This is a genomic window from Xanthomonas sp. D-99, assembly GCF_017746145.1.
GTDB classification, from domain to species: Bacteria; Pseudomonadota; Gammaproteobacteria; order Xanthomonadales; family Xanthomonadaceae; genus Xanthomonas; species Xanthomonas cissicola.
On sequence record NZ_JAGHWU010000004.1, the window covers coordinates 41,251 to 66,742 of the forward strand.

General features: G+C 66.4%; 22 protein-coding genes. 18 read left to right on the forward strand and 4 right to left on the reverse strand.

From position 1 onward, the window contains the following. Nucleotides 1–166 precede the first annotated feature (166 nt). Nucleotides 167–1,348: an aminotransferase class V-fold PLP-dependent enzyme gene (locus J7360_RS01880; RefSeq protein ID WP_209033142.1), complete on the reverse strand. Its 1,182-nt coding sequence runs from the start codon at nt 1,346–1,348 to the stop codon at nt 167–169. Between the two features lie 65 nt (nt 1,349–1,413). Here J7360_RS01880 and egtB point away from each other — a divergent pair, with 65 nt between their 5' ends. The 3 genes from egtB to J7360_RS01895 are packed head-to-tail and all read left to right on the forward strand — an operon-like array spanning nt 1,414 to nt 3,971. Next, nucleotides 1,414–2,703 carry an ergothioneine biosynthesis protein EgtB gene (gene egtB / locus J7360_RS01885; RefSeq protein ID WP_057659351.1) on the forward strand — a complete coding sequence of 430 codons (1,290 nt, stop codon included), beginning with the start codon at nt 1,414–1,416 and terminating at the stop codon, nt 2,701–2,703. Beyond that, the gene (gene egtD, locus J7360_RS01890; protein ID WP_057659349.1) at nt 2,700–3,686 is read left to right on the forward strand and encodes an L-histidine N(alpha)-methyltransferase; all 987 of its coding nucleotides are present in this window, start codon (nt 2,700–2,702) and stop codon (nt 3,684–3,686) included. The genes egtB and egtD overlap by 4 nt, the downstream gene beginning before the upstream one ends. A 15-nt stretch (nt 3,687–3,701) precedes the next feature. After that, nucleotides 3,702–3,971, forward strand: coding sequence for a DUF3253 domain-containing protein (locus J7360_RS01895; protein WP_033481376.1), 270 nt, complete (start codon nt 3,702–3,704; stop codon nt 3,969–3,971). A 97-nt stretch (nt 3,972–4,068) separates the two neighbouring features. On the opposite strand, the gene J7360_RS01900 is transcribed toward J7360_RS01895, so the two are convergent. Further along, the gene (locus J7360_RS01900; protein ID WP_209033144.1) at nt 4,069–7,812 is read right to left on the reverse strand and encodes an indolepyruvate ferredoxin oxidoreductase family protein; all 3,744 of its coding nucleotides are present in this window, start codon (nt 7,810–7,812) and stop codon (nt 4,069–4,071) included. Between the two features lie 159 nt (nt 7,813–7,971). Here J7360_RS01900 and J7360_RS01905 point away from each other — a divergent pair, with 159 nt between their 5' ends. The 13 genes from J7360_RS01905 (at nt 7,972) to J7360_RS01965 (ending at nt 21,294) form a co-directional block, all read left to right on the forward strand. Continuing rightward, nucleotides 7,972–8,607 carry a hypothetical protein gene (locus J7360_RS01905; protein WP_057659345.1) on the forward strand — a complete coding sequence of 212 codons (636 nt, stop codon included), beginning with the start codon at nt 7,972–7,974 and terminating at the stop codon, nt 8,605–8,607. 681 nt (nt 8,608–9,288) lie between these two features. Continuing rightward, complete coding sequence (locus J7360_RS01910; RefSeq protein ID WP_057659344.1) at nt 9,289–10,206, forward strand: AEC family transporter; 918 nt, start codon at nt 9,289–9,291, stop codon at nt 10,204–10,206. 324 nt (nt 10,207–10,530) lie between these two features. Continuing rightward, entirely contained in the window at nt 10,531–11,163 is a 633-nt protein-coding gene (locus J7360_RS01915) for a ParA family protein (RefSeq protein ID WP_003488448.1), read from the forward strand. Between the two features lie 15 nt (nt 11,164–11,178). Further along, nucleotides 11,179–11,655, forward strand: coding sequence for a histidine phosphatase family protein (locus J7360_RS01920; protein WP_057659342.1), 477 nt, complete (start codon nt 11,179–11,181; stop codon nt 11,653–11,655). Between the two features lie 3 nt (nt 11,656–11,658). After that, nucleotides 11,659–12,231 (forward strand): YceI family protein, encoded by a 573-nt coding sequence (locus J7360_RS01925; protein ID WP_033481702.1) that lies wholly within the window; start codon nt 11,659–11,661, stop codon nt 12,229–12,231. After that, entirely contained in the window at nt 12,228–14,246 is a 2,019-nt protein-coding gene (locus J7360_RS01930) for a phospholipase D family protein (RefSeq protein WP_033481704.1), read from the forward strand. Before J7360_RS01925 ends, J7360_RS01930 begins: the two co-directional genes overlap by 4 nt. Nucleotides 14,247–14,509: 263 nt before the next feature. Then, nucleotides 14,510–14,938, forward strand: coding sequence for a hotdog fold thioesterase (locus tag J7360_RS01935; RefSeq protein WP_007968096.1), 429 nt, complete (start codon nt 14,510–14,512; stop codon nt 14,936–14,938). 21 nt (nt 14,939–14,959) lie between these two features. Beyond that, the gene (locus J7360_RS01940) at nt 14,960–15,859 is read left to right on the forward strand and encodes a lysophospholipid acyltransferase family protein (RefSeq protein ID WP_007968095.1); all 900 of its coding nucleotides are present in this window, start codon (nt 14,960–14,962) and stop codon (nt 15,857–15,859) included. Between the two features lie 59 nt (nt 15,860–15,918). Further along, nucleotides 15,919–16,908: an alpha/beta fold hydrolase gene (locus J7360_RS01945; RefSeq protein WP_007968094.1), complete on the forward strand. Its 990-nt coding sequence runs from the start codon at nt 15,919–15,921 to the stop codon at nt 16,906–16,908. Between the two features lie 20 nt (nt 16,909–16,928). Next, nucleotides 16,929–17,210: a hypothetical protein gene (locus J7360_RS01950; RefSeq protein ID WP_057659340.1), complete on the forward strand. Its 282-nt coding sequence runs from the start codon at nt 16,929–16,931 to the stop codon at nt 17,208–17,210. Nucleotides 17,211–17,323: 113 nt separating this feature from the next. Continuing rightward, on the forward strand, nt 17,324–19,396 hold the full coding sequence (locus J7360_RS01955) for a tetratricopeptide repeat protein (RefSeq protein ID WP_209033145.1): 2,073 nt from the start codon (nt 17,324–17,326) through the stop codon (nt 19,394–19,396). A 192-nt stretch (nt 19,397–19,588) separates the two neighbouring features. Continuing rightward, nucleotides 19,589–20,200: a YbhB/YbcL family Raf kinase inhibitor-like protein gene (locus J7360_RS01960; RefSeq protein WP_017157349.1), complete on the forward strand. Its 612-nt coding sequence runs from the start codon at nt 19,589–19,591 to the stop codon at nt 20,198–20,200. An 83-nt stretch (nt 20,201–20,283) separates the two neighbouring features. After that, the gene (locus J7360_RS01965) at nt 20,284–21,294 is read left to right on the forward strand and encodes an NAD(P)-dependent alcohol dehydrogenase (RefSeq protein ID WP_057659335.1); all 1,011 of its coding nucleotides are present in this window, start codon (nt 20,284–20,286) and stop codon (nt 21,292–21,294) included. Nucleotides 21,295–21,341: 47 nt separating this feature from the next. Here J7360_RS01965 and J7360_RS01970 read toward each other — a convergent pair whose 3' ends face one another. After that, nucleotides 21,342–22,157 (reverse strand): META domain-containing protein, encoded by an 816-nt coding sequence (locus tag J7360_RS01970; protein WP_057659333.1) that lies wholly within the window; start codon nt 22,155–22,157, stop codon nt 21,342–21,344. A 276-nt stretch (nt 22,158–22,433) separates the two neighbouring features. Then, nucleotides 22,434–23,231: an undecaprenyl-diphosphate phosphatase gene (locus J7360_RS01975; protein WP_007968085.1), complete on the reverse strand. Its 798-nt coding sequence runs from the start codon at nt 23,229–23,231 to the stop codon at nt 22,434–22,436. Between the two features lie 221 nt (nt 23,232–23,452). On the opposite strand from J7360_RS01975, the gene glnA reads away from it, so the two are divergent. Both glnA and J7360_RS01985 read left to right on the forward strand, forming a co-directional pair. Further along, entirely contained in the window at nt 23,453–24,862 is a 1,410-nt protein-coding gene (glnA, locus tag J7360_RS01980) for a type I glutamate--ammonia ligase (protein WP_003488480.1), read from the forward strand. Nucleotides 24,863–25,138: 276 nt separating this feature from the next. Then, nucleotides 25,139–25,477 (forward strand): P-II family nitrogen regulator, encoded by a 339-nt coding sequence (locus tag J7360_RS01985; protein WP_002808480.1) that lies wholly within the window; start codon nt 25,139–25,141, stop codon nt 25,475–25,477. The last annotated feature ends 15 nt before the right edge of the window (nt 25,478–25,492 follow it).

The following is a 25,492-nucleotide window of genomic DNA, read 5'->3' on the forward strand; positions in this document are numbered from 1 at the left end:
TTCAATCGCTGAAGACCGCGCGCCGCCGCTTTGCTGCCGCTGATCCTTGCGCCAATTGTCATGCGTAGAGCGCACTGGCCTGCGATGAGGCCTTACCGGTGCTACTGACCACGCGCAGGCCTGCATCGCTGCAGATGCCGGGCCTTGGATGCCGGCGTGCGCCGCCTCACCTATCGGGCAGCGCTGCAACGACCTGTGACAACGCGTGGTCGGCGACGCTCAAATGCGGTGCGATGCGCAGACGTCCATGCCGACGCGTGCAGATCACACCACTGGCGCTGGGCGCCGTTGCCACCGCGTCCAACGCTGCTGCCGGCGGCTGCAGTGCGGTGAGATGCGGCGCATGTCCAGGCGTGCACCAGCTGCCCAAGCCGCGCGCCTGCAGGGCGGCGTCCCACTGCGCGGTCAACTCGCCCAACGCGGCTGCGATACGCGCCGGCTGCCACGCATCGATCTGCTGCAATGCCGCCGTGGCCATTGCGATCCGCAGCGGATCGACAACCCCGCCCGCATCGAATCGCCGTGCACCGCCGCGATACCGCGGCGCGCTGGCCGCCGGAAATTCCCAACTGCTGCCCGCATCGCGGCCGATCCAGTGTTCTTCGATCGGCAGCCCGTCTGTGCGCCACTGCGGTGCCACCCACAGCCACGCCAATCCCATCGGCCCGAGCAACCATTTGTGCCCGACGCTGACCACGAAATCGGGTCGCCAGCGGGCCAGATCGGGGGGCAACACCCCCAGGCTCTGGCTCAGGTCCAGCACCAGGGCAGCCCCGCGTGCATGCACGGCGGCACTGATGCGGTCCAGGTCCAGCATTCGCCCGTCCAGCCAGTACGCATGCGGCAAGCTCGCAATCCGGAGCGCAGGCGTCTCGGCAATGGCCTGCAGCACTGCATCGGTCAAGCTGCCGCCAGCGGCCGTGGACACCGCTACAAGCCGCGCGCCGGCCTCTGCGCAGCGGCGCTGCCAGATCAACAGATTGGAAGGGAATTGCCCTTCCAGCACCAGCACTGCGTGGCCGGGTTGCACGGGCAGATTGCGTGCGGCCGTGGCCAGGCCGTGCGCGGCCGACGGCACCATGGCCACCGCATCGGCATCGCCGTCCAATAGCGCGGCCGCAAGCCCGCGCAATGCTTCGATCTGCTGCAACCACGCATCGAACGGCAACTGCCATGGTGCGGCCATTGCGTCGACCGCCTGGTGCGCCACCGTCTGCATGACGCGCAACAACGGCCCACGCGACGCCGCATCCAGATAGATGACCCCGGAAGGCAGCGCAAATGCCTGCTGACGCTGGGCCCAATCGAGGGGCGCAGCAAGCGTACTGGACAGAAACGGCGATGACATGCCCACAGCTTACCGCTGGCTGCCACGTTGCCGACACAGCACGTTCACGGGCGCTACCCAAGCATATGGCGATGTCTGCACCCTCTCCTCTGCTGGGCCACCTCCAGCAACAGCAGTTGACGCTGCTGGAACGCTACGCGCAGACCCGCGCGCTGAGCGATCATCTCGCGGCACCCTTGAGCGCCGAAGACGCGATGGTGCAGAGCATGCCGGATGCGAGCCCGAGCAAATGGCATCTGGCGCACACCACCTGGTTCTTCGAACGCTTCGTGCTGCAGGCCGATCCGGCGTACCGCGTGTTCGACCCGGCCTGGGATTTTCTGTTCAACAGCTACTATCAGAGCGTGGGGCCGATGCATGCGCGGGCGCGCCGCGGCGTGTTGTCGCGCCCTTCGTTGCAGCAGGTGCGCGACTACCGTGCTGCGGTCGATATGCAGATGCAGCAGCGCTTGCGCGACGGCCTGCTGGATGCGCAGGCTTGCACCATCGTGCAGCTCGGTATCCAGCACGAGCAGCAACACCAGGAGTTGCTGCTGACCGATATCAAGCATGCGCTGTGGAGCAACCCATTGCAGCCGGCCTACCGTGACCGGCCCACGCCGCCTGCGGCCGTCGCCAGCCCGCTGCGCTGGCATGCGCGCGATGAGCAGATCGTCCAGATCGGCGCCGCCGCCTGGCCACAGGCCGACAGCTTCGCCTACGACAACGAATCGCCACGCCATCGCGTGCTGGTCGGTGCGCATGCGCTGGCCAGCCGTGTGGTCACCAACGCCGAGTTCCAGCAATTCATCGATGCCGGCGGCTACCGCAGTGCTGGTGCCTGGCTCAGCGATGGCTGGGCAATGGTGCGGGCACAAGGCTGGCAACAGCCGCTGTACTGGGATGAAGAGGGCCGCGAGTTCACGCTGGACGGTTGGCACACGCGCGATCCACATGCGCCGGTCTGCCACCTGAGCCTGTTCGAAGCCGATGCGTTCGCACGCTGGGCTGGCGCGCGCCTTCCCACCGAAGCCGAGTGGGAGCAGGCTGCGACCGGCGTGCCGGTACAGGGCAATTTCGTCGACACCGATGCGTTGCATCCGCGAGGCGCCGAAGCAGTGGACACCGGTATGCAGCAGCTGTTCGGCGATGTCTGGGAGTGGACCGGCAGCGCGTACCTGCCGTATCCAGGCTTTATGCCGTGGCCCGGATCGCTGGGCGAATACAACGGTAAATTCATGAATGCACAATGGGTCTTGCGTGGTGGCAGCTGTGCCAGCCCGGCCAGCCATCTGCGTGCCAGTTACCGCAACTTTTTCCCCTCCGATGCGCGTTGGCAATTTGCCGGCGTGCGCCTTGCCAAGGATCTGCCTTGAACGTCGCCGCCCATGCCATGCAACGCGCGCACGCCGCGCTGACCGACCTGCGCCCGCAGCCGGATGACATCACCGCCGATGCACTGGCGGGGTTGTCGCAAACGCCCAAGACGCTGCCGTCGAAATATTTCTACGATGCGCGCGGCTCGCAACTTTTCGAAGCCATTACGCAGCAGCCGGAGTACTACCTCACCAGTACCGAACTGAGTTTGCTGGAAGCCAGCATGGGCTCGATCGCACAGGCGATCGGCGCTGGCGTACACGTGGTCGAATACGGCAGCGGCAGCGGGCGCAAGACCGAATTGCTGCTGCAGGGCCTGCGCGATGTGGTGGCCTACACGCCGCTGGAAATCTCGCGTACTGCGTTGCTGGAAAGCACCGCGCGGCTGTCTCAGCAATTCCCGCAGGTCCAGATGCTGCCGGTGTGCACCGACTTCACCAAGCCGCTGCGCCTGCCCGATGCGCAGCGCCCGGCGCGACGGCACGTGGTGTTCTTTCCCGGCTCGACGCTCGGCAATTTCGCCGATGCGGCCGCGATCGAACTGCTGGATGCGATGCGCCAGACCATGGGCAGCGACGGTTGCGCCCTGATCGGTCTCGATCTGGACAAGGACGCCGGACTGATCGAAGCGGCCTACAACGACGCAGCCGGCGTTACCGCCGAGTTCACTCTGAACCTGTTGGCGCGGCTCAATCGCGAGATCGGGAGCGATTTCGATCTGGACGGCTTTCGTCACCACGCGGTGTATGTCCGTGAGCGCGGCCGCATCGAAACCTTCCTGATCAGCCAGCGCGCGCAGCGCGTGCGGGTCGGCGGCAAGGACGTCGCGTTTGCCGAAGGCGAAGCGATGCAGGTCGAATACAGCTGCAAGTACACCGACGCGCGCTTTGCCGAACTGGCTGCCGCAGCCGGGCTCAAGGTCACCCACGGCTGGAACGATGCCAAGGATTGGTTCGGCCTGCGCCTGCTGCGCCCACTGTGATCGCGCGGGGCAGGCGTGCAATCGCCCGATGATGCGCAGGTTGCCGCGTTGATCCGGCGCTTGCTTGCGCAACGTCGGCCCGGGCAATCGATTTGTCCCTCGGAAGTGGCGCGCGCGTTGAGCGATGACGCGGCGGTGTGGCGCAACCTGATGCCCCAGGTGCGTGCGGTGGCCGCAGCTGCTGCAGGCAGAGGCCTGGTACGGATCACCCAGCAGGGTCGAACTGTGGACCCTGCCACTGCACGCGGACCGATTCGCCTGATGCGTGGTTCGCATTTCGACTGACGTCGCATTGATTGGATACGCCAGCTGCCGCATGTAACTGGATTAAACCGAATGTCGTCGAGCGACTACATCGAAAAGATGTCATCGTTCGGCGACGTCAAGCCGCCTGCACCACATGCAACGCCTTGGGATTGCGCCACTGCGACAGCAGCACAGCTTCGCGCGCCTTGGCTTCCTGCAGATGCGCATGCTTGACGTGGCCATAGCCGCGAATGTGCTCCGGAATGCTGGCGATCTGCGCGGCCAACCCCACGTTATCGGCGTCCAGCCGTTCCAGCAGCATGTCCACGGTTGCGCTGTAGTCGGCAATCAGCTGACGCTCGCCACGCCGTTCTTGGCTGTAGCCAAAGACGTCGAGCTTGCCGCCTCGCAGGAACTTCAACCGCGCCAGCAGCTTGAAGGCGGTGAACATCCACGGCCCGTACTCGCGTTTGATCAGGTTGCCGTGCGCGTCTTTCTTTGCCAGCAATGGCGGCGCCAGATGGAAGCGCAGCGTGTAGTCGCCTTCGAACTGTTGTTGCAACCGGCGCTGGAAATCGCCACGCGTATACAGCCGCGCCACCTCGTATTCGTCCTTGTAGGCCATCAACTTGAAGGCGTAACGGGCCACCGCCTCGGTCAACGCGTTGCTGCCGGGGGCGCGCTGCAGCTCGTGTGCGCGTACGCGCTCGACCAGGCTGCGATAACGTTGCGCGTAGGCGGTATCCTGGTAGTCGGCCAGGAATGCGACGCGACGCGCGATGGCCTCGTCCAGCGAGTGCGCCAACTGCTCGTCGTCCAGCGGCGCGGCCGGCGCAGCGACCTCGCCATGCAGCGTGCTGCCATCGGTCTGTGCCAGCGCACGCGGTGCGCTCTGGCCGCTGAGATCGTGCTCTTCCCAGCTGCCTGGTCCGCGTGCATGCGGTGTATCGCCATGCAGATGTGCAGGCGCGTCGGCACCGGCCAGACCCGCAGCGCGTTGCACCGCCGGCAGATCGATCGCCGCCAGGCGCCCCCAGGCGAACGCCTGCTGATTCATCGCAACGGCTGCACCATTGAGTTCGATCGCGCGCATCAGCGCCGCATGCGACAACGGTACCAACCCGTGCTGCCATGCGTAGCCGAGCACGAACAGATTGCTGGCGATGGCGTCGCCCAGCAATGCCGTTGCCAGCTGCGTGGCATCCAGCAATAACGGCTCCTGGCCACCGAGCGCGGTGCGCACACCGGCAATGATCTCGGCAGCGGGAAACTGCAGGTCCGGTTGCGTGGTGAACGTGCCCGGCATTGCTTCATAGGTGTTGAGTACCACCTGCGTACGCCCGTCGCGCACCTTGGACAACGCCCAGTAATCGTTGACCACCACCATGTCGCAGCCCAGTACCAGGTCTGCTTCGCCTGCCGCGATGCGCACGGCATGGATGACGGCGGGCTGGCGTGCGATGCGGATATGCGTGGTCACCGCGCCGCCCTTTTGCGCCAGGCCGGTCTGGTCCAGCACCGTGGCGCCCTTGCCTTCCAGATGCCCGGCCATGCCGAGCAGCGCGCCGATGGTCACCACACCGGTGCCGCCGACGCCGGTAATCAGGATATTCCAGGGCCGTTCCAGCGCGGTGCGCTTGGCCGGCTCGGGAAGCGCGTCCAGCAGCGCGCTGGCGTCGCGCCGCTTGCCCTTGCGCGGCGCACCGCCATGCACGGTGACAAAGCTCGGGCAGAAGCCGGAGACGCAGGAATAATCCTTGTTGCAGTTGGACTGGTCGATCTGGCGCTTGCGCCCGAATTCGGTTTCCTTCGGCAAGACCGACACGCAAAAACTTTTCTCGCCACAATCGCCGCAGCCTTCGCACACCAGCGAATTGATCATCACCCGCTTGGGCGGATCGATCAGTTTGCCGCGCTTGCGACGGCGACGCTTTTCGGTCGCGCAGGTCTGGTCGAAGATCAGGATCGATACGCCTTTGACGGTACGCAGATGCTGCTGCACTGCCTCCAGCTCGCCACGATCGTGAAACGCGACTTCGGCGGGGAACAGCTCGCGTCGCCGCGTCCACTTGCCGATGTCGTCGCTGACCACTGCAATCTCATGAATGCCTTCGGCGCGCAGCTGGTGGGCGATGTCCGGCACGGTGAGCGTGCCGTCCACCGGCTGCCCGCCGGTCATCGCCACCGCATCGTTGTAGAGAATCTTGTAGGTGATGTTGACGCCGGTGGCGACCGACTGCCGGATCGCCAGCGAGCCGCTATGGAAATACGTGCCATCGCCCAGGTTCTGGAACACGTGCGGGGTGTCGGTAAACGGTGCCTGCCCCGACCACGTCACCCCTTCGCCGCCCATGTGGGTGAAGGTGTCGGTGGCGCGGTTCATCCAGGTCACCATGTAGTGGCACCCGATGCCGCCCAGCGCGCGCGAGCCTTCCGGCACGGCGGTGGAGGTGTTGTGCGGGCAGCCGGAGCAGTAATGCGGCACGCGCGGGAATTGCGCACGCGGCAAGGCCATTTCCGCTTCCTTGGCATCCATCCAGCGCAGGCGCTGCTGGATCGAATCGGTATTGATCGTGCTCGATTGCAGCAGGCGCAGGATGCGCCTGCCGATCACCGCCGCGATGGTGGCCGGCGTCAGTTCGCCGGTGGATGGCAGGATCCACGCGCCCTGCTCATCGTACTTGCCGACGATGCTCGGCCGCGCACCGGCACTGGCCGGCCAGTTGTAGAACAGCTCCTTCATCTGGCGCTCGATGAAGGCTTTTTTCTCTTCCACCACCACGATGTCTTCCAGACCCTGCGCAAACGCGCTGATGCCCACCGGTTCCAGCGGCCAGGTCATGCCGACCTTGTAGACCCGGATGCCGATCTGCGCGCAGGCCTGCGCGTCCAGGCCCAGATATTCCAGCGCCTGCAACACATCCAGGTAGCTCTTGCCGGTGGTGACGATGCCCAAGCGTGCGTGCGGTGAATCCAGCACCACCTTGTCGATGTGGTTTGCGCGCGCAAAGGCCTGCGCGGCGGCAATCGCATAGCGATGCAGGCGCATCTCCTGATCCACCGGAGGGTCCGGCCAGCGGATGCTCAAACCGCCCGCCGGCAGCGCGAAATCCTCCGGCAGCACGATGGTGCGGGCGAACGGGTCCACGTTCACCGAGGCGGACGATTCCACCGTTTCGGCAATCGTCTTGAAGCCGATCCAGCGCCCGGTGTACCGGCTCATCGCCCAGCCCAGCAGGCCCATGTCCAGGATGTCCTGTACTCCGGCCGGGTTGAGGATAGGCATCATCGCGCTGACGAATTCGTCTTCGGACCCGTGCGGCAGGGTCGAACTGCGGCAGGCATGGTCGTCGGCGGCCAGCGCCAGCACGCCGCCAAACGGCGAGGTGCCGGCGGCGTTGCCGTGCTTGAACACGTCGCCGCTGCGGTCCACGCCCGGCCCTTTGCCGTACCACATGCCGTAGACGCCCTGCACTTTCGCGCCGGGGAACAGGTTGGTCTGCTGGGTGCCCCACACCATGGTGGCGGCAAGGTCCTCGTTCAGGCCCGGAGTGAAGGTGACCTTGGCCGCGTCCAGATGTTTGCGCGCCCGCCACAGTTCCAGGTCCAGACCGCCTAGCGGACTGCCGCGGTAGCCGCTGATGAAGCCGGCGGTCTCCAGCCCGGCGGCGTCATCGCGCAGGCGCTGCAGCAGCGGCAGCCGCACCAGCGCCTGCACACCGGACAGGTAGATGCGCCCATCGGTGCGCGTGTACTTGTGGTCCAGCGTGTAGTCCGTATCCACCCCGCCGAGCTCCGGCGTGTTGGCAGAGTCGGGGGAAGAAAGCGCAGCAGTACTGGTCATGGCGTGCCCGAAAAGGGTGGCTGGGCCCCGGTGCATGTCATCTGAAACTATTTGACGCACCCGACGGATTCCAAAACGGCGGTGCAAAGTGTAACAGTCAGCTTTCACGCACCTGTCCCTGTGCGGATGCGCAGCCGACGCGCTGCGGGTAGGATGGGGATGGGAAGGGGTCGTTTGCTGTCAGGGGAAAACACAGTGAAAAGGAAATACGCGTGGGCCGCTCTGGCCCTGCTCGGAGGGGTGTGGTCGTTGACGCAGGCGCAGAGCTTGCCCAAGCCCAAGGAGTTCTATTTCGACGAAGACCGCGGTACCACCAAGGCCGTGGTGGCCGTACAAGGCCAGGGCGATGCAGTCGTCGACCGGCTGGCGGCGATGGTGCAGCGTGACGCGCGCGCGGCCGATCCACGCGCGCAGTTGGCGGCGCTGGCCTACGCCGGTGGGCGCGCCCAGCTGGGCGATGAGTTGTATCAGGGCGCGCTGGCGCTGGTCTCCAACGGCAGCCAGCAGTACCGGGCCATCACCTGGAACTATGGGTGGGACCTGCTGCGTGCCGACCAGCCCGACAAGGCGCTGCAGCAATGGGCCACCCTGGCCAATGGCCGTCCGGCCACGCCGGAATGGCTGCCAACCACGGCTGCACTGGCGCTCTGGCGCGCCGGGCGCAAGCAGGAGGCAGTCGAGTGGTATGCAGCAGCCGTGCGCACCTGGCCGGACCGTTGGAGCAGCCCCGCCAACTACGCCAGCCTGTTGCCGGAATGGCGCGAAGCAGAGCGCGCCAGCCTGGCCGAGGTCTTTGCGGCCTGGCAGGCCAACCCGCCAGCGTTTCCGTAAGTGCCTCGCCGCGCTGCGGGGAGTTCCTGCGGCGCGGATGGTGCAGCGGGCTGATGCTGTGCTAGGCATTTTTTGCCGATCAACCTGGTCTCTATCTGGTGCGTCGGCGTGCCGCTTACTTGAAACAAGACGCATAGCGCCGATTCCGCCATCTCGGTGAAATCCGACCGGATCTGTGCGCCTGAGTGGAGCGATGGCTGGGCGCTTTGCTTTCCGACCTTGCGAGGTCGATGCGGGAGAAGCAAAGCGCTGGTCTGCGGCCTGGCAGCAGGGTCTTGCCCGCCCACCAATCGCAGTGCACACGCCGCAAGGACGTCCTTGCCGGCTCTTGCGCGCATCCGTGTCGCCCAAGAGCCGCGACGGTGGGCGGGCAAGGACCAGTTGAGATGGTCGATGCGCAGAGCTTAAAAATACGGCCAGTCCACTGGCTGGTGCGGCGTCCTTAGCTCTTCAATGAAGTCACCAACGAACTGTCCAGTGCGGTGTCCCGCAATCGGCGAGGGCGCCGCGTTTTCGATACGCTGGCTTCAGCTTTGGGAAACAGTGCGGTAGTTGGAGCTCCGCGGTGACCGGAGCTTGGCGGCGTGCACCGTGCACCCCAGCCAGGCTAACGCATCCAACGATGCGCGCACCGCGCGCTATGCGATCCTGTGCATCGCTTTCCAACGGACACGATCGCATATGGCGGTGGATGCATTTGCCTTGATTCTGGCCATGTTGGGGCTGGGCCTGCTGTTCGCCCGCCTGCGGGTGTTGCCGGACAACAGCGCCGATGTGCTCAACCGCATCGTGCTGTACATCTGCCTGCCGGCGTCGGTGCTGACCTATGTCCCGCGCCTGCATCTGGACGCTTCGCTCGGTGGGGTGATCGCCACGCCATGGCTGCTGACCGCCATCATCGTGCCGCTGCTGTGGGGCTGCAGCCGCCTGTTGCGCTTGGGCCGCGCCGAATACGCCGCGCTGCTGATGTGTGTGGTGTTTACCAATTCCAGCTTTATCGGCTTTCCGATGGTGCGCGCGCTGATCGGCGATCACGCGCTGCCGTATGCGGTGGTCTACGACCAGTTCGGCACCTTCGTGTTGCTGTCCACGTTCGGGCTGTATGTGCTGGCCCGGTACAGCGGCGATACCCCGCCGACCGCACGGCTGATCGTGATGCGCGTGCTGCAGTTCCCGCCATTGTGGGCGCTGCTGTTCGCCTTGACCCTGATGCCCGAGCAGCAGCCGGTCTGGATTGGCTCGGGCCTGAAGAACCTGGCCGATGCGATGTTGCCGCTGGTGATGCTGTCGGTGGGCTTTTCGCTGCAGCTGCGCCTGCCTGCCGACGAACTCAGGCCCTTGGCCGTCGGCCTGGTGTTCAAGCTGCTGCTGATGCCGGTCCTGGCCTTGCCGTTGTCCTGGGTGCTGGGCCTGCATGGGCAGATGCTGCAGACCAATGTGCTCGAATCGGCCATGCCCACCATGATCACCGCCGCCGCGCTGGCCATCTCGCACCGGCTGGCGCCACGCCTGGCTGCGGCGATGGTCGGCTACAGCATCCTGCTGTCGCTACTGACGCTGCCTGCGTGGGCCTGGCTGCTGGCGCAGCTGGTGGCGTAAGGCCGTAACGCTCCCAACAGCCAGAACGCGGTGGTGCCGTACGCACGTGCTTGTTCGAGCTGCGGTAAACCAGGACCTGCAACATCGGTGCCATGCTGCATTGCGACGCCGCGGCCGAGCGATGCGCGCGGAAGATCCTTGCGCCGTGCCAGGCTCCCATCGTTTCGTTGCCACGCACCGCTGCGGCGCAGGGCCTCGCGCTCATCGGCTGAAGGTCTGCGCTGTCGTTGCCTGCCCCCGCAGCAGTGCGTTTAACGCGTTTCGACTACTTCCTCACCTTGCCGCGGTGTACGCTGCCGGCTTGCTCCCGGAAGCGAGGCGTGCATGAAGACAGTCCTGGTGGCCGCCTCCAAAGGCGGCGTCGGCAAGACCACGATCGCCACCAATCTGGCCGCACATGCGGCGTTGCAAGGCCAGCGCACCGTGCTGGCAGATGCCGATCCGCAAGGCTCGTCCACCCGCTGGGCAGAGCGCCGCGCCAGCCTGGAAAGTGCCGTCTTGCCGATCGATGCCACCAAGCGCCGCAGCTGGCAGAGTGCGGTGCCGGACGGCACCGATACCCTGATCGTCGATGCGCCGGCCGGCGCCATGGCCGAGGACCTGAGCGGATTTCTCGACCACGTCGATGCCATCGTGGTACCGGTGCTGTCCTCGGCGCTGGATATCGAAGCGGTGGTCGGCTTTCTCAACACGCTGGCCAAGGTGCCGCGCGTGCATCAGCGCAAACTGCCGGTGGGCCTGGTGCTCAATCGTGCCCGCCCCTGGACCCAGACTTCGCAACAGGCCGCCGACATGATCGGCAGCTGGCCGTATCCGCTGGTGACCCAACTGCGCGACACCCAGGCCTATGTGGTGATGGCCGGGCTGGGACGTAGCTTGTTCGACTACCGCTCGGCGCAGGTGCGCGACCATCAACAGGACTGGGAGCCGCTGTTCAAGTGGCTCAGGAAGTCCTAGAACCGGAAAGTTCCTATGCGCGAATTGATCTTGTTGCGACACGCCCACGCCGAACCGGCCGATACCGGCCAAGCCGATTTCGATCGCCCGCTGTCGCCGCACGGCATCGCCGAGGCCGAAGCGGCCGGGCGTTGGTTGCGCGAGCAGCGGCTGGTGCCCGACCGGGTGCTGTGCTCACCGGCCCGCCGCGCCCGCGAAACCCTGGAGGCGGTGCTCGAGCTCACCGGCTACATCGAACAACGGCTGGACGAACGTATCTATGAGGCCACGCCCGGCACCCTGGCCAGCCTGGTGGACGAACATCGCGAGGCCGAGCGCCTGCTGCTGGTGGGCCACAACCCTGGCCTGGAACGGCTGGCCGCGCTGATGCACAGCGGCCAGACCGGCGATTACCGCGGCATGCCCACCGCCTCGATCGCGTTGCTGGCCTTGCCGCTGGACGCCACCACCGAGCCGGGCATCGCCCGCCTGACCGCCTTCTGGTGGCCTTGATCCGTGTCATCGTCGCTGCGCTGGTACGCCTGGCTGGCGCTCTGGGTCGTATTTCCCTGCATGGCGCAGCAGAAGGTGCAGTCCATCGACCCGGCGCAATCGCGCTTCGGGTTCGAGATCAAGACCCGCTTCGGGACGAAGATCGAGGGGTTTTTCCCGCGTTTTCGCGGTGACGTAGTGACGTTGGCCGATGGGCGTCAGCAGGTGCGTTTCCGGCTGGACGCCACTCAGGTGGAGATCCCCGGCAAGGACCGGTACACCAGCTGGATGCGCGGCGAGGATTTTTTCGACGTTGCGCAGTACCCGGTCGTCGAATTCGAGTCGCTGCCGTATGTCGACGCAGTCGTGAAGCAGGGTGGCGACATCGTCGGCAACCTGACCATCCGCGGAATCACGCATCTGGAAACGCTGCATGTGGTGCCGGCTGAATGCACGCGGCCGGGCTATGATTGCGACGTGATCAGTCGAGGGACGGTCCTGCGTGGACGTTACGGAATGAATGCGTGGCAGATGGCCCTGGGCGACAGGGTGACGTTCATTCTGCGTGGGCGCCTGCAGGAGGCACGGCGCCCGTGACGTATCTGTTGAGGGTTTGCGTGCTGGCAACGTTGTTGCTCGGCACCGGATGCGCCAGTCTGTCACAAACCGAACGCAACCGTGCCGCAGGTGTCGCCGCTGCGGCACGCAGCACGGCGGTCAATTGCACCCAGGCCAATCGCTGCGCGCAACCCTCGCCATTGCGCGCGCTGGGCGGCGAGGCGATCACCGCCTCCACACCAGTGGCGCCGCGGCATTACGCCACCATCGTCGACCATGGCGAAGAATCGCTGGTGGCCCGGCTCAACCTGATCCGCAGCGCCACCCGCAGCATCGATCTGCAGACCTACATTTTCGATAAGGACGACAGCGCGCGCATGGTGCTGGACGCACTGGTGGACGCCGCCCAGCGTGGGGTCAAGGTGCGCATCCTGATCGATCAATTGTCGGCGATCGCCGATCTGCAGATTCTCGGTGCGCTCGCCAGCAGCCATGAAAACCTGCAGCTGCGCATCTACAACCCCACCTTCGGCAAGGTCAAACTCAATTACTTCGATTATGCCGGCAGCGTGCTGTGTTGCTTCCGCCGCTTCAACCAGCGCATGCACAACAAGCTGCTGGTGGTGGACGACGTGCTGGGCGTGGTCGGTGGGCGCAATTACCAGGACGACTATTACGACTGGGACAGCGAGTACAACTTCCGCGACCGCGACGTGATTCTGGCCGGGCCGGAAGTGCGCGCCATGGCCGCCAATTTCGATGCGTTCTGGCGTGCCCGGCGCAGCGTACCGGCCGAGCGTCTGAACGATGTCGGGCGCCTGCTGCTGGAGCAGGGCGTGCCGACGATGCCGCCGGCCGAATTCCGCCGGCCCGACCGGGTGGCGCGGGTAGACCGCGAAGCGCGCGACCCGCAATTCGTGCGCGACGCCTTCGTGACCCCGGCCATGCCGGTGCAGCGTGTGCTGTACGTGGCCGATCTGCCGCAAAAACACCGCCGGGAACATGCGGCCAAGGCAGTGTCCACGGCGCCGGAACTGGATGGCCTGATTGCCGGCGCGCAGCAGGAAGTGCTGCTGCAGACCCCCTACTTGGTGTTGTCCGACCAGGCGCAGGCGATCTTCCGCACGTTGCGCAAACACCCGCAGCCGCCGCGCATCGTGGTGTCGACCAATAGCCTGGCCGCCACCGACAACCCCATCGTGTATGCGCTGTCGTACAAGTTCAAACGCCGCAACCTGCGCGAGCTGGGCTTCAATGTGTACGAGTTCAAGCCGTTTCCGCTCGATGCCCCGGTGGATTACGCCAACCTGGTGCCGGACCCGCTCAACCCCGCCTCCGACGTCAATCAGGACAGCCGCAACAATCGCCTGATCGGCGGCAGCGCAGCGGGCAATGCGATGCGCGGCAGCAGCGGCCCGGAGGGCAGCGCCAGCGCGAGCGCCGGCAACGTGCTGCGCGGCAGTGGTGGCGGCCGTGCGCCGGGTGGGAGCGAGGTCGATCGGCGCGTGCTGCGGACCGAAACGCGGCCCTCGTTCCTGGGCACGCGCGCGGTCAACAAGCCGCTGCCGGTGACCCGCGCCGGTGCGCGCATGGGCTTGCATGCCAAGTCGTTGGTGGTGGATCGCCGCATCGGCGTGATCGGTACGCACAACTTCGACCCGCGCAGCGAGAACTACAACACCGAAGCGGCCGTGGTGATCGACGATGCGCGCTTTGCGCAGGCGCTGGCTGCCAGCATCGAACGCGACATCGCTCCGGAAAATGCGTGGACGGTGGCGCCGCGCGAAAAGCCGCCGGTGCTGAGCGGGTTGAACTACAGCGTGGGCAAGGTCTCCGAAGCCTTGCCGGTGCTGGATTTCTGGCCATGGCGCTACGCCACCAACTACCAGTTCCAGCCCGGCCCGGATTGTCCGTTTCCGCTCAAGCGGCAGGACCCGCAGTTCCGCCAGTGCTATGTGGCGGTGGGCGATTTCCCGGAGGTCAATGTCGGCCCGAAGTGGCTGCTGGTGCGCATGCTGACCGCTTTCGGCGCCGGGCTGGTACCGATTCTCTGATCGGCTGGCGTGCCAGGCAGGTCGCAGCAGCGAGTGCCTGAGCGTGCAGCACGTTGTGGTTGGATGGACGCAGTTTGGCTGCGGATCGGCTCCTGGACACCGGAAATCGCCGAAGCAGCTGCAGTTGCCACCGGCAAGTGTCGCGCAACGCATCGGCGCCGCCAACGAATGCTGTCAGGCGCCGGCACCACTCCCCAGTTGCATCGCACCCCAGGCGCCTGGATGCTCTTGCTCTTGCGCTTCCCATTCTCCACTCCCAGCCCATGACCTTCCGCGAACCCGTCGATCTAGCCGCCCTCAATGCCGCCAGCCGCGATACCTTGATCGAGCATCTGGGCATCGTCTTCACCGAGGCCGGTGACGATTGGCTGCGCGCCACCATGCCGGTGGATGCGCGTACCAGGCAGCCCTATGGCCTGCTGCACGGTGGCGCCTCGGTGGTGCTGGCCGAAACGGTGGGCAGCAGCGCCGGCAACCTGTGCGTGGATATGGCGACCCAGATCTGCGTGGGCCTGGAGATCAATGCCAATCACCTGCGCGCTGCCACCCAGGGGCTGGTGACCGGCACTGCGCGGGCAGTACATGTGGGGCGTAGCACGCATGTCTGGGACATCACCATCGAAAACCCGGCCGGCAAACGCGTCTGTGTGTCGCGATTGACCCTGGCAGTGGTCCCACGCAGCAATGGCTGAGCTCGTCCGGCAGCGGCATGCATGGAACAGCGTCATCCGCTGCCGGCACTGCGCGGCGGCCACGCTGCTGTCACAATGGTTGCGCCTCCTTCCCCCGTTACCGGTTCCGTTCGTCGAATGAGCGAGTCATCCCTGGACGCCACGCGCGACGCTGGCGGCGCGTTGCGTTGGTTCCGGTATCTCTACCGGGTGCCACTGTTATTGCTGCATCTGTGTCTCGGCCTGCCGGTCACCATGCTGTGCGTGGTGGTACCGGCGCTGGCGCGGATCCGCATCGGGCACGACGACACCCTGGAGGAGCGGATGATCCGCTGGTGGCAGGGCACCCTCATGCGCGTGTTCGGCTTCCGGCTACGCCGTTTCGGGACGCCGCTACCGGGCGCGACCCTGTTCGTGGCCAACCACGTCAGCTGGGTGGATATCTCCATCCTGCACAGCCAGCGGGTGATGGGGTTCGTGGCCAAGCGCGAAATTGCCGGCTGGCCGCTGGTGGGCTGGCTGGCGACCAAGGGCCAGACCATCTTCCACCAGCGCGGCAATACCGAATCGCTGGGCGGGGTGCTGCAGGAAATGCTGCTGCGCCTGCAAAGCGGCAAGCCGGTGGGGGTCTTCCCGGAAGGACGTACCCGTGGCGGTACCGAAGTGGGCCCGTTCCATGCGCGCATCTTCCAGGCAGCGGTGGAAGCCGGCGTGCCGGTACAGCCGGTGGCGCTGCGGTACGGGTTGCGCGGCAACGCGCAGGCGGTGGTGGCCTTCGGTGAGCGCGAGAGTTTCTTCGCCAATATCGTGCGCCTGCTGGGCGAGCCGTCGCGGTTGGCCGAAGTGCATTTTCTCGAGCCGATTCGCGCGCTGGACATCGAAGGCCGTCGTCGCATGGCCGAGACCTCGCGCCAACGGATCGTCGCAGCGATGGAGTCCTAGCCGACGATGCGCGCGCGCCTCTCCCCTGCGGCCAGCCGCAACGCCGGTGCGATACGCGCATGAACGCCTCCGACTACTTGCCGCCGCGCTGGCTGCGCAATCCGCACGTGCAATCGGTGCTGGGCAGCAGCGCCCTGCGGCGCATCCGCAGCCGTCAGTTGCTGGCCGCCAGCGGCGCGGTCACCAGCGAACATATCCTCGATGGCGGCGACGGTGTGCGCCTGCAGGGCTGGATGAGCGTCCCGCCCGGCGATGCGCCGCCACGCGGCACCGTGCTGTTGCTGCATGGCTGGGAGGGCAGCGCCGATTCCAATTACATGCGCCTGACCGCCGCGCGCCTGCTCGGTCTGGGCTACCAGGTGTTCCGGCTGAACTTCCGCGACCACGGCGGTACCCACCATCTCAATGTGGACCTGTTCCACTCCGACCGCATCGAAGAAGTGGTCAATGCCGCAGGCGATCTGTGGCGGCGTTTTCCTGCGCCGCAATTGCTGGCTGCAGGGTATTCGCTGGGCGGCAATTTCGCGCTGCGGCTGGCGCTGCGTGCGCCCGCCGCCGGCCTGCCGCTGGCGCGCGTGGCGGCGGTGTGCCCGCTGCTGGACCCGGCCGCCACCATGACCCGGCTGGAAAAGGGCCCGCAGTTCTACGATTGGTACTTCCGCCGTAAATGGCGCGAATCGCTGCTGCGCAAGCGCAAGCTGTTCCCCGAGCAGCACGGGTACGACGACGCCACCCTGGCGCTGGACATGCGCGGGCTGATGGCCTGGCTGGCGGTGAAACACACCGGGCATGGCTCGCTGGAAGCATACTTCGACAGCTATTCGATTGCCGGCCAACGCCTGGCCGACCTGCAGGTGCCGGTCGACATCCTGATGGCCGAAGACGACCCGGTGATTCCGTTCGAAGATTTCGCCGCCTGGCAGTTGCCGGCGCATGCGCAGCTGGAAATCGCGCGCTGGGGCGGGCATTGCGGCTTTCTGGAAAACGCCCGCGGCGATGGCTTTGCCGAACGCTGGGTGGCCGAGCGGCTGACCACGGCGCGCGAATGACGCTGAGGCGACATCCGTCCATGGATGCAGTGATCGCCGTTTTGCCAGTGGGCGTCGGTTGCGTGATGGTCTACTTCAGCGCGATCAGCCTCTACACCTATCTGCAGACCGGGGAGATCCTGTTCCGCTCACGCGCAGGATCGGTTTCCGTGGGCGCCCATGCTGCGCTGTGGCATCTGGCCCAGTTGGTGTTTGGGGCGCTGTGCGTGGCCTATGGCGCGAGCGTGCTGCGTCGGAAGTTGGCACGCGTTTCAACCTCTGGCCGGGGGCGAACGAGCGATGTGGGTTCGCACCGCCGATAACGCCCAGCTTGCACACGGCGCCGGCACAGCGCCAGACGGCAGCGTCCGTTGCACATGCAAGCGCCCCAGCGCGCATCGTTACAATAGCGGTTTGTCCAGGACCCGCCGCCGCCATGCAAGACGCCATTCTTCAAGCCCTGCGCCGCAATGCGGCCGACGATGCGGTGGCGCTGGCCCGCGAGTGGGTCACCAACGCGCCCGACCACGCCGCCGCCCACCGCTGGCTGGCGCTTGCGCTGCAGCAGCAAGGGCAGCCGGCGCTGGCGCTGGACAGCATCGATACCGCGCTGACGCTGGCGCCCGAAGATGCCGACCTGCATCTGCTGCGCGCCGGCGCATTGCTGGCCACGCGCGATCTGTCCGCCGCCGATGCCGCGCTGTCGCGCAGTACCGCGCTGGATCCCAATCAGTTCAATGCCTACGTCATGCAGGCGCATCTGGCGGTGGCACGCGGCGATCTGGACGAGGCCGAGCGGCTGAGCCGCACTGCCGCGCGCCTGGCGCCAGAACATCCGCAATTGCTGGCGGTCGATGGCGTGGTGGAAATGCGCCGCGGCCAGGACGACCGCGCGCTGTCGCTGCTCACCCGCGCCGCCGAGCAGCTGCCGGACGATGCCCGCGTGCTGTTTTCGCTGGGCTTTGCGTATCTGCAGAAAGAGCATTTTGCGTTCGCCGAGCGTGCCTTCGAGCGCGTGATCGAGCTCAATCCCCCCGGCACCGCGCTGCGCGCCTTCATTGCCCAACTGGCGCAGCGCCAGGGCCGCCTGGACGACGCAGTGGCGGCGATGCAGGGCGTGCTCGACCAGCCCGGCGGCGATCTGCCGGCCATGCGCCGGCTCGCCGGCGAAATGGAGCTGCAGGCCGGTCGCCCCGATCAGGCCGCCGCGCACCTGCGCCTGGCACTGGCGCACTGGCCGGCCGACCGCCGCACGCTGCACGCGCTGCTCACCGCCTGGGAGCGGCTGGGCGCGGTGGACGATGCGCGCGACACCCTGGATGCGGCACTGGCCACCTCGGCCACTGCGCACGACCTGTGGCTGGCCCGCCTGGCGGTCGAGCCGGTCGGTGGGCCGCAGGCGCAGGCAGTGATCGAGCGCTGGCTGCTGGCCATGCCCGAACACCTGCCGGCCCTGGAAGCGCTGATGCGCGTGCACGACATGCAGGGCCAGGCCGACGCAGCGGAGATGGTGGCGCGTCAGATCGTGGCGGTGGAGCCGGGCCGCATCAGCGGCGAGCAGCGCATTGTCGAAGCCTTGCTGCAACGCGACCCACCGGCGGCGATCGCCTGCGTCGAATCGTTGATCGAATCGCTGCCTGCACCGCAGCAGACCGTGCTGCGGCCATGGTTGGGCAATGTGCAGGACCGCGCCGGCCAGCCCGATGCCGCCGTGGGTACCTGGATGCAGTTCCATCGCGAACAGGCCCAGCATCGGCTGCCGTTGCCGCCGCAGGCAGCCAAGCAGCCGACGCAGTGGCCTGCGCTGGGCAGCATTCCCGACAGCGTCACCGCGCGCCCGCTGTTCGTGTGGGGCACGCCCGGCTCGCATGTCGAACGCCTGGTCGCGGTGATGGGCGCGGCCACCCCACTGGTGCGTGGCGACCGCTATGGCACCACGCCGCCATCGGATGCGCTGCAGAGCTACCGCACCCTCGAACAGTTGGCTTCCGGCGAATTGGCACCGACGGCGCTGGTGGAAGGCTGGAAGGCGCAACTGCCGCGCCGCGGCATCGACGACGGCAATGTCATCGACTGGCTGCTGTGGTGGGACAACACTCTGCTGACCGCGCTGCGCCCGCATCTGCCCGAGGGCCGGCTGGCGATCGCGCTGCGCGACCCGCGCGACATGTTGCTGGACTGGCTTTCGGCCGGTGCGTCGGCGCCGCTGGCGCTGCAATCGCCGCAGCAGGCCACCGACTGGTTGTTGATCGCGCTGGAACAGCTGGCCACGCTGCACGAGCGCGACCTGTACCCCCACCGCATCATCCGGCTGGACGGGATCGAAAACGACCCGCAGGGAATTTCGACGGCCCTGGAGCAGGCGTTCGGACTGAGCTTCCCGCTGGTCGAACCGCGCGGCCCGGCGCGGTTGGCCTCCGGCCGCTGGCGCGATTACCGCGACGTGCTCGGCGCGCACTTCGATCTGCTCACCCTGATCGCGGTGCGCTTCGGCTACCCGCAGGACTGAGGCGCCATCAACGCGGTCGTGCCCACGGCAGGTGGGCGTGGCCGCCGCCTCGCGCTGCTGCAGTGCATGCAGGCGCGGTATGAGCGTGGCGGTAAACCCGGCCGAGCGCATCAGAAGGTTCCATGGCCACTTCTTCCGCTGCGGCGCAAAGCCAGGCACCCTGATCCGTATCGCTTCTCTCGGAGACCCGCCATGCGTCTGACCAGCAACAGCATCGAAAACGGCACGCCCATCGCGGTGGAATTTGCCGCCGGCACGCCGGAGGGCTTTGCGCCCAACCGCAATCCGCACCTGGCCTGGCGCGAGGTGCCGGCCGGCACACAGTCGTTTGCGCTGCTGTGCCTGGACCCGGACGTGCCGACCGTGCCCGAGACCGTCGGCCGCGACGACCTGCAGATTCCCGTCGAGCAGCCACGCACCGATTTTGTGCATTGGGCCATGGCCGATATCCCCGCCGATGTGCATGAGATCGCGGCGGGCAGCTGCAGCGACGGCTTCGTGGTCAAGGGCAAGCAGCAGCCCCCCGGCCCGGCCGGTGCCCGGCAGGGGCTGAATTCCTACACCCAGTGGTTCGCCGGCAATGCCGACATGGCCGGCGACTACCGCGGCTACGACGGCCCGTACCCGCCGTTCAACGACCTGCGCGTGCACCGGTATTTCTTCCGCGTGTTCGCGCTGGACGTGGCCAAACTCAGCCTGCCCGACAGCTTCTCCGCCGCCGATGTGCTGTCGGCGATGCAGGGTCATGTGCTGGCCGAAGCGGCGTTGCACGGTACCTACACCTTGAACCCGTCGCTGCGCTGAGCGATCGCGCCGATGGCGGCGGTCGCTCCATCCCCCATGACGCCAGCCACGTTCGGCCGGCGTCGCAGCACAGGCAATCCCCCTTGAACGCATTCCAGATTGGCAATCAAACCGGCCTCGAGAGCCTGGTTGCGGTCGAGATGCCCGAACCAGTTGCAGGGGCTGGTGAGGTCATCGTCGCTCCGCGACTGGTCGGGCTGATCAACCGCGACCTGCAGATCCTGAAGGGCACCTACGGCGGCAAGCTTGCGCCCGCGCGCGTTCCGGTTGCCGAGGGTGTGGGCATCGTGACCTGCGTCGGCGCAGGCGTCAGCCAGGTCGCGCCTGGCGACCGTGTCGTCAGTGGGCACTTTCCCACCTGGCTGGATGGCAGGTTCGATGCCGAGATGTTCGCCCACGACCTGGGCGTGACCCACGACGGCTGGCTGGCCGAAAAGGTGTCGCTGCCTGCCAGTGCCCTGATCAAGGTGCCTGCGTCGCTGGAGGACGAAGATGTCGCTGCGCTGGCATCGGCTGCGGTGACCGCCTGGCACGCGCTGGTGGAAGTGGCCAGGATCAAGGCCGGCGACCTGGTGCTGTGCCTGGGAACCGGTGGCGTCTCGATGGCTGCGCTCCAACTGGCCAAGCTCCACGGTGCCCGCGTCGCCATCACCTCGTCCAGCGACGACAAGCTCGAGCTCGCACGCCGCCTGGGCGCCGACATCACCGTCAACTACCGCACCCACCCCGACTGGGCCGAGGCGGTGATGCAGCTGTCCGGCGGCGGCGCGGACGTCGTCATCGAGACGGGCGGGCAGGACACCTTGGGCCAGTCGATCAAGGTGGCGGCCGCGAATGCGACCATCGTGGTGATCGGCGTGACCCCCGGCGCGGCCTCGCCGATTCCCGACTACGTGGCGTTGATCCGCAAGAACGTGACCATTCGCGGGATCGCCAACGGAAGCCGGGCGATGTTCGTGGACCTGCTGCAGGCGATCGAGCAGCACCGCATCAAAACCCTGCACAGCAAGACGTTCCGGTTCGACCAGGCGCCCCAGGCCTTGGACTATTTCGCCAAGGCGCAACACGTGGGCAAGGTCCTCATCCGGTTCTGATGCGGGTAGCGGCGTCGCAGGGTGCGCGGCCCAATGCTGCAGCCGCGCTAGCTGCCGGCCTCGATCATCTGGTCGAGCACGTACACCGGTTTGGTACCAGGCTCGCTGCCGGCCGGGTAGCGGGTCACGCGTAGCAGGGTGCGTATGCCGTCTTCATGGTCGAAACCCTCGATCGTGCCCTCGTAGGGCTGCCATGATGTTGCGGCCTGTACGGTGGCAGGTGCGTCCGGGTCGTGCTCGCGCACTTGCAGGCAGCGCCGCGCGGGGTCGGAAACGCAGGGCATGGTCTCTGCGGCGACTTCGATCAACAGCGTCTGCCCCGGCCCGCCATAACCGGTGTCCGCAGTGGGCGTGCCGCCGAAGATCAGCACGGTGCCGTCGCTGCGGGTCAGGGTCAGGCGGGGCGCGGCTGCTGCGTTGTCCATGATCACTGCGAAGCGCCCGGACAACAGGTCGCTGGCCGCGCGCTCCTGCGCCATCCGGCGTGCATCGGCGCACATTCGCTTGCTCGAGACCACCCGGCCAATCTGCACGTGCGCCTCGGCCACGCGGTAGGTGGCGCCCAGCGCGTTGCAGGTCTGGCTGACCTGGATGCGCTGATCGCTGAAATCCAGTTGCACTGGCGGCACGCCGTCGACGAACAGGCTGCGCAAGGCCGTGCCATGCGCATCGCTGGCCCGCTGCAGGTGCCAGTGCTGCGCGCGCAGGGCGGCGCGTAACGGGACATTGTCCGTGTCAGAGGGAGCGGCGACCGGCGCCCGCGCAGCAGCGTGGCTGGAGCCGGGCGGCTCCGGCGATGCACCCGACCCGCAGGCCGTCACGCCCGCCGCCAGCAATGCTGGGGCCAAGAACACGGCACGCATGCGCAGCTCCCGGTGATCGATGCGTCAGTGATACCGCCAGCGTGCGCCCGCGGCAATGACCGGCGTCACGACGTGGACGCCCCGGAGCGCCAACCAACGACCGCGCGCACTGCCAGGCGGGCGCGGGCGCTGCCCGGAATCGGCTGCTGTCGCCGGTCAGCTGCAGTGCCCAGCGTGCCGTCCACAATCTCTCGGGGGCGGCGCTTTGCGTTCCTGGCGCCTGGCCCGCATGGCGCAACCATCGCGACCTGCAGGCCAGGTAGGGGCGGTCGGGTGTCAGCCCGCAGCCGCCGGCAGCCACAGCAGCAGGGCGGCGCCCAGCAGCATGCGGTACACCGCAAACACCGTGAAACGGTGCTTTTTGATATAGCCCAGCAGCCACTTCACCACCACAAAGCCGGTGATGGTCGCCGCCACGAAGGCCACGGCCACATCGGTCCAGTTTTCGGTGCCGAAACCGCCTTCCTTGTACATCTCCAGCAGCGCGTAACCGCTGGCCGCGAACATGGTCGGAATGCCCACCATGAACACGAAATCCGCCGCTGCCGAGCGCTTGCTCAGGCCCAGCAGCATCGCGATGAAGATCGTCGAGGCCGAGCGCGACGTACCGGGAAAAACACCGGCCACGACCTGCGCCAGGCCCACTGCGATGGCCACCTTCCAGGTCACCACATCGCGCTCGGGCAGCTTGCCGGCGAAGTGTTCGGCCACCAGCATCCACACCCCGCCGATCAGCAACGCCCAGGCGACCGGTTGGAGCGTTTCGGGCAATTGCCAGCCGGCCTTGCGCACGATCAGCCCGACCACCGCGGTGACCAGGAAGGCCACGCCCACCTTGAGCACGTAGTCGCGGTTGGCGCGCTCGCCCAGGCCGGTGGCCAGGCTCCACAGGCGCTGCCGCAGCGCCAGGCAAATGGCCAGGATCGCGCCGGCCTGGATGACGATATTGAAGAAGTCAGAACGGCGTCCGAGCCATTGTTCGGCGATCAGCAGGTGGCCGGTGCTGGAGATCGGCAGAAATTCGGTGAGGCCTTCGAGAATGCCCAACAGCAGGGCGGAAATCAGATCGGACATCGGACTGGGCAGGGGTGAGGGAGGCGCCAGGATAGTGCATTGCGGCATGCACCACATCGGTGCTCCGCGTTTCCATCTTTGCACCTGAATAGTGCGATACGGCTTTTACGGTCGCGAGCGATGTAAGCAAAATCAAGGGCTTGTGAAGCACCAAGGCTTGGCACGGTCCCTGCTGTAGTACCGCCCACGAGCCACTTAACTCCTGCCTGAGGTTTCTTCCGATGTCCGTGGAAAATGTTGAAAAGCTGATCAAGGACAACAAGGTCGAGTTCGTCGACCTGCGCTTCGTCGATATGCGTGGTGTACAGCAGCACATCACCTTTCCGGTCAATATCATCGAGCCGGCGCTGTTTGAAGAAGGCAAGATGTTCGACGGCAGTTCGATCGCGGGCTGGAAGGGCATCAACGAGTCGGACATGGTGTTGCTGCCGGACGCCGGCACCGCGTATCTGGATCCGTTCTTCGCCGATCCGACCATCGTGCTGACCTGCGACATCCTCGACCCGGCCACCATGCAGAGCTATGAGCGCGATCCGCGCGGCATCGCCAAGCGCGCCGAGGCCTATCTGAAATCCTCCGGCACCGCCGACCAGGCGTTCTTCGGCCCGGAGCCGGAATTCTTCATCTTCGATTCGGTGCGCTTTGCCAACGACATGGGCCACACCTTCTTCCAGGTGGGTTCGGAAGAAGCGGCCTGGAACACCGGCGAAAAGTACGACGGCGGCAACAGCGGTTACCGCCCGGGCGTGAAGGGCGGCTACTTCCCGGTTCCGCCGACCGACAGCCTGCACGACCTGCGTGCGGAAATGATCAAGACGCTGGAACAGGTCGGCATCGAAACCGAAGTGCACCACCACGAAGTGGCCACCGCCGGCCAGTGCGAGATCGGCACCAAGTTCAGCTCGCTGGTGCAGAAGGCCGACGAACTGCTGACGATGAAATACATCATCAAGAACGTCGCCTACCGCAACGGCAAGACTGCCACCTTCATGCCCAAGCCCATCGTGGGCGACAACGGCTCGGGCATGCACGTGCACCAGTCGCTGGCCAAGGGCGGCGTCAACCTGTTCACCGGCGACGGCTACGGCGGCCTGTCGCAGCTGGCGCTGTGGTATATCGGCGGCATCTTCAAGCATGCCCGCGCGATCAACGCCTTCGCCAACTCCGGCACCAACAGCTACAAGCGTCTGGTCCCGGGCTTCGAGGCGCCGGTGATGCTGGCCTATTCGGCGCGTAACCGTTCGGCGTCGTGCCGCATTCCCTGGGTCACCAACCCCAAGGCGCGCCGCATCGAAATGCGCTTCCCCGATCCGTTGCAGTCCGGCTATCTGACCTTCACCGCGCTGATGATGGCCGGCCTGGACGGCATCAAGAACCAGATCGACCCGGGCGCACCGAGCGACAAGGACCTGTACGACCTGCCGCCGGAAGAAGAGAAGCTGATTCCGCAGGTCTGCTCCAGCCTGGACCAGGCCCTGGAAGCGCTGGACAAGGACCGCGAGTTCCTCAAGGCCGGCGGCGTGATGAGCGACGACTTCATCGACGGCTACATCGCGCTGAAGATGCAGGAAGTCACCAAGTTCCGTGCTGCGACCCACCCGCTGGAGTACCAGCTGTACTACGGCAACTGAGTTCCACCGCGGTGATGGCGGAGGCCCCCCTCCCACCTCCGCCATCGCCGCACACTTGTTCGAGCGATCCGTGGCCCCGGCCATGGATCGCAGGGGTAATGAGAGAGCACATCGTTCGCGGCGCGCGGGCCTGACCTCTCCCACGAGGCGGATGCATGACATCTGCCGGGGTCCGCGCAATCGCGAACGATCGGATGCCGGGGTAGGCATCCAGGTGAATGACACCGCCGGGCGGCGCAATGCCGGCCGGTTCTTTCCACCATTCGGGGTATGCGCATGAAATTGATCACCGCCATCATCCGGCCGTTCAAGCTCGACGAGGTCCGCGAGGCCTTGTCTGCAGCAGGCGTGTCGGGCATCACCGTGACCGAGGTCAAGGGCTTCGGGCGTCAGAAAGGCCACACCGAGCTGTACCGCGGCGCCGAGTACGTCGTCGACTTCCTGCCCAAGATCAAGATCGAAACGGTGGTCACCGACGACCGCCTGGACGCGGTGGTCGAAGCGATCCAGAACGCCGCCGGCACCGGCAAGATCGGCGACGGCAAGATCTTCGTGACCGCGATCGAGCAGGTGGTGCGCATCCGCACCGGCGAGATCGGCGCCGATGCGCTCTGACCCCACCAGCCCCGG

Bases quoted from the DNA above. Each gene is read 5' to 3' on its own strand.
- J7360_RS01880 (WP_209033142.1), bottom strand. From the start codon at position 1,348: ATGTCATCGCCGTTTCTGTCCAGTACGCTTGCTGCGCCCCTCGATTGG.
- J7360_RS01975 (WP_007968085.1), bottom strand. From the start codon at position 23,231: ATGTCCGATCTGATTTCCGCCCTGCTGTTGGGCATTCTCGAAGGCCTC.
- egtB (WP_057659351.1), top strand. From the start codon at position 1,414: ATGGCGATGTCTGCACCCTCTCCTCTGCTGGGCCACCTCCAGCAACAG.
- J7360_RS01940 (WP_007968095.1), top strand. From the start codon at position 14,960: ATGGAACAGCGTCATCCGCTGCCGGCACTGCGCGGCGGCCACGCTGCT.
- J7360_RS01920 (WP_057659342.1), top strand. From the start codon at position 11,179: ATGCGCGAATTGATCTTGTTGCGACACGCCCACGCCGAACCGGCCGAT.
- J7360_RS01910 (WP_057659344.1), top strand. From the start codon at position 9,289: ATGGCGGTGGATGCATTTGCCTTGATTCTGGCCATGTTGGGGCTGGGC.
- J7360_RS01900 (WP_209033144.1), bottom strand. From the start codon at position 7,812: ATGCACCGGGGCCCAGCCACCCTTTTCGGGCACGCCATGACCAGTACT.
- J7360_RS01945 (WP_007968094.1), top strand. From the start codon at position 15,919: ATGAACGCCTCCGACTACTTGCCGCCGCGCTGGCTGCGCAATCCGCAC.
- J7360_RS01955 (WP_209033145.1), top strand. From the start codon at position 17,324: ATGCAAGACGCCATTCTTCAAGCCCTGCGCCGCAATGCGGCCGACGAT.
- J7360_RS01985 (WP_002808480.1), top strand. From the start codon at position 25,139: ATGAAATTGATCACCGCCATCATCCGGCCGTTCAAGCTCGACGAGGTC.
- J7360_RS01950 (WP_057659340.1), top strand. From the start codon at position 16,929: ATGGATGCAGTGATCGCCGTTTTGCCAGTGGGCGTCGGTTGCGTGATG.
- glnA (WP_003488480.1), top strand. From the start codon at position 23,453: ATGTCCGTGGAAAATGTTGAAAAGCTGATCAAGGACAACAAGGTCGAG.
- J7360_RS01960 (WP_017157349.1), top strand. From the start codon at position 19,589: ATGCGTCTGACCAGCAACAGCATCGAAAACGGCACGCCCATCGCGGTG.
- J7360_RS01935 (WP_007968096.1), top strand. From the start codon at position 14,510: ATGACCTTCCGCGAACCCGTCGATCTAGCCGCCCTCAATGCCGCCAGC.
- J7360_RS01970 (WP_057659333.1), bottom strand. From the start codon at position 22,157: ATGCGTGCCGTGTTCTTGGCCCCAGCATTGCTGGCGGCGGGCGTGACG.
- J7360_RS01915 (WP_003488448.1), top strand. From the start codon at position 10,531: ATGAAGACAGTCCTGGTGGCCGCCTCCAAAGGCGGCGTCGGCAAGACC.